Source organism: Paraburkholderia sp. SIMBA_030 (assembly GCF_046535245.1).
Lineage (GTDB): Bacteria > Pseudomonadota > Gammaproteobacteria > Burkholderiales > Burkholderiaceae > Paraburkholderia.
Window position 1 is genome coordinate 1 of sequence record NZ_JAWRXB010000523.1, and the last position, 272, is coordinate 272.

1 pseudogene is annotated in these 272 nt (G+C 50.0%); it reads right to left on the minus strand.

Annotation, left to right across the window (positions count from 1 at the left end):
• Nucleotides 1-272, minus strand: a pseudogene (gene ybiA / locus SB772_RS41065) (N-glycosidase YbiA); the annotation flags it as partial.

Below are 272 nucleotides of genomic sequence, written 5' to 3' on the forward strand. Positions count from 1 at the left end.
TCTTTGACCGACTCCCAGTTTTTACGCAGAGGCTTAGAACGATCGCGCCCCATGCGTGCGGCGACCATAGGGGAAGAAACCCGACGGATCTCTTCGCGGTATTTTTCATCAAGGAATTTTTGTGCCTGAAAATAGTGTTCTGAGGTGGGCCAGGTTTTCCCGTCAACCTTGATGGGCCAGGCGGCAAAGTTAGAAAAATCACCGTAGTCATCGCTGGTGCTGTAGAAATTTATGATGGTGTCTTGCATGACGTGTTGGATCCTTTGTGCTCG